The 2,966-nt window shown below is 70.2% G+C and carries 1 protein-coding gene; it reads left to right on the top strand.

All coding sequences use genetic code 11. From position 1 onward, the window contains the following. Positions 1–2,966 (top strand): SDR family NAD(P)-dependent oxidoreductase (locus VF202_02215; protein HEX7038907.1); only part of this gene is annotated, 2,966 nt, incomplete at both ends.

The following is a 2,966-nucleotide window of genomic DNA, read 5'->3' as shown; positions in this document are numbered from 1 at the left end:
GCCTTCCTCTTCTCCGGCCAGGGCTCCCAGTGGGCGGGCATGGGCGCTCGCCTATATGAAGAGTTCCCGACCTTCGCAAAGGCGCTGGATCAGGTCTGCGCCGAGCTGGACCCACTGCTCGGGCGCTCCTTGTTGGAGGTGATGTTCGCGGGGCCCGACTCCGAAGAGGCGGCCCTGCTCTCCGATACCCGCTTTACCCAGGTCGCCCTCTTCGCGCTTGAGGTCGCCCTTTACCGGCTGTTGGAGAGCTTTGGCATAAAGCCCGACTTCCTGATCGGCCACTCGGTGGGGGAGTTCGTGGCCGCCCACGTGGCGGGGGTCTTCTCATTGGCCGACGGTGCCCGTTTGGTCGCCGAGCGGGCGCGCTTGATGGGGGAGCTGCCCACCGGCGGCGCGATGGCGGCGATCGAGGCCTCCGAGGAGGAGGTCACAGAGAGCCTTGCGGAGTTCGAGGGCCGTGCCTGCGTGGCGGCGGTAAACGGGCCCCTGGCGGTGACCGTCTCCGGCGAGCAGGCAGCGATCGAAGAGATCGAGGCGCTTTGGGCGCAGCGCGGGCGACGCACGAGTCGCCTTTCGGTCAGCCACGCCTTCCACTCCCACCTGATGGAGCCGATGCTCGCTGAGCTTGAGGCGGTAGCCGAGGCAGTGCATCTCTCAGCCCCCCAGATCCCGGTGATCTCCAATGTGACGGGTAAGCAGCTGAGCGCGGAGGAGGCATGCTCACCCCAATACTGGGTCGCCCACGTGCGCCAGGCGGTGCGCTTCGCCGACGGGGTGGCGCTGCTCGCCGAGGCCGGGGTCACCCGCTTTTTGGAGGTCGGCCCGAGCACGGCCTTGGCGGCCTTGGCCGCCTCCTCACCGGCGCTCGAGGACACCGAGGCGCTCTTCGCCAGCGCCCTGCGCGGTCCCAAGCACGGTGAGCGCGAGGCGCTGCTTGGTTTCCTCGGCGCCGCCCACTGCGCCGGCGTGGCGGTCAGCTGGGATGCCCTCTTTGATGCAAGGGGCACCGAGCGCGTGGCGCTGCCGACCTATGCCTTCCAGCGGCGGCGATATTGGCTTGAGGCCAATGCGCAGTCCGATCCCGCGGCGGTCGGCCAGCTGGCGGGCGAGCACCCGCTGCTTGGTGCCGCGGTGCGCCTGGCGGGTGCCGAGGGTTGGCTTTTGACCGGGCGCCTCTCGCTCTCCTCCCAGCCCTGGCTCGCCGATCACGCGGTCGGGGAGATGGTCCTCTTGCCGGGGACGGGGTTCGTGGAGCTGGCCCTGGCGGCCGCCGAGCGCGTCGGTGCCGGCGGCCTTGAGGACCTGACCCTGATCGCTCCGCTTCTGTTGGAGGCAAGCGCCGGCGTAGACGTGCAGGTCAGCGTCGCTGAGCCCGACGAGGAGGGCCGGCGGCCGATCAATATCTACTCCGCCCGGGGCGCAGAGGATGAGGATGGCGATGAGGAGGCCGGGTGGACGCTGCACGCGACCGGGCTGCTCGGCGCCCCAGAGGCCGAGCCTTCCCAAGCACCGAGCCTCGGGGCCTGGCCACCGGCCGATGCCGAGGAGATAGACGTCGAGGATTTCTATGAGGCGCTCACCGAGGCCGGCTATCGCTACGGCCCCGCCTTCCAGGGGCTTAAGGCAGCCTGGCGCGACGGGGATGCCTGGCTGGCGGAGATCTCCCTCCAAGAAGCCCAGCAATCCGATGCCGCCGGCTATTGCGCGCACCCCGCGCTCACCGACGCGGCGCTTCACACCGTGCTTTTGGCCGCCCTGGATCAGGGCGGCGCCGATGCCCCGGCGGTCCCCTTCTCCTTTGCCGGGGTCAGGCTGCACTCCCCAGGCGCCGCGGCGCTTCGCGTCCGGGTGCAGATCACCCAGGAAGACCAAGACCGCGTGGTCAAGCTGATCGCCACCGATGACGCCGGCCTGCCCGCGCTCAGCATCGATCGCCTGCAGGCACGGGCGCTCGATCCCTCCCAGCTCAACCTCGCCACCACCAAGAGCCAGCCTCTTTATGAGCTGAGCTGGACCCAGCTCGCCCAGTCTGAGGAAGCCGCAAACGGATCAGACCCCAGCGCAGGGCCGCTGACGCTGCTGGGCGAGGCGGGGAGCCTTGAGAACACAGAGATCGAGCTCGATCGCCACCCCGACCTCGCATCGCTTCAGGAGGCGATCGCCGCGGGGGCAGAAGCACCCGAGCTCGTCCTCGCCGCCGTCCCCACCGCAAAGGGCGATCTCGCCTCCGATACCCACGCGATCGCCGAGTGGGCGCTGGAGCTGCTGCAGGAATGGCTTGAGAGCGAAGAGCTCTCAGACTCCCAGCTGGTGCTCCTCACCGAGGGCGCCCTGGCGATCGGCGAGGGCGAGGCGCCCAACCTCGCCCAGGCCGCGCTGCCCGGCCTCCTGCGCAGCGCCGCCTCTGAGCATCCGCTGCGCTTCGGGCTGGTCGACCTCGACCCCGAGGGCGAGATCGAAGGCCTCATGGCCGCACTCTCAAGCGAGGAGCCCGAGCTCGCCCTTCGCGAGGGCGCCCTCTACGCGCCGCGGCTTTCACGGGCCGCCGTCGATGAAGAGCGCGGCGCCCTCGAGCTCGATCCGCAGGGCACGGTGCTGATCACCGGCGCCACCGGCGGCCTCGGCGCCGTCGTCGCCCGCCATCTCGCCGCCGAGCACGGCGTAGAGCATCTGCTTTTGACCTCGCGCCGCGGCCCCGAGGCCGAGGGCGCGGCGGAACTGGTGGCCGAGCTCGGCAAGTTGGGCTGCGAAGCGCAGGTCATCGCCTGCGACGTGGCCGACCGCGCCCAGCTCGAGGCCGTTCTCGCTGAGATCGAAGAGGACCATCCGCTGATCGGCGTGGTGCACGCCGCCGGGGTGCTGGCCGACGGCACGATCGGCTCCCTGGATGCCGAGGCGCTTCACAAGGTGATGGCGCCCAAGGTCGACGGCGCCCTTAACCTGCACGAGCTGACCGCGGAGCGCGA

It is taken from the genome of Trueperaceae bacterium, assembly GCA_036381035.1.
Classification (GTDB): domain Bacteria; phylum Deinococcota; class Deinococci; order Deinococcales; family Trueperaceae; genus DASRWD01.
Note: the sequence above shows the minus strand (reverse complement) of the source record. Positions and strands in the feature narration are given on the sequence as shown.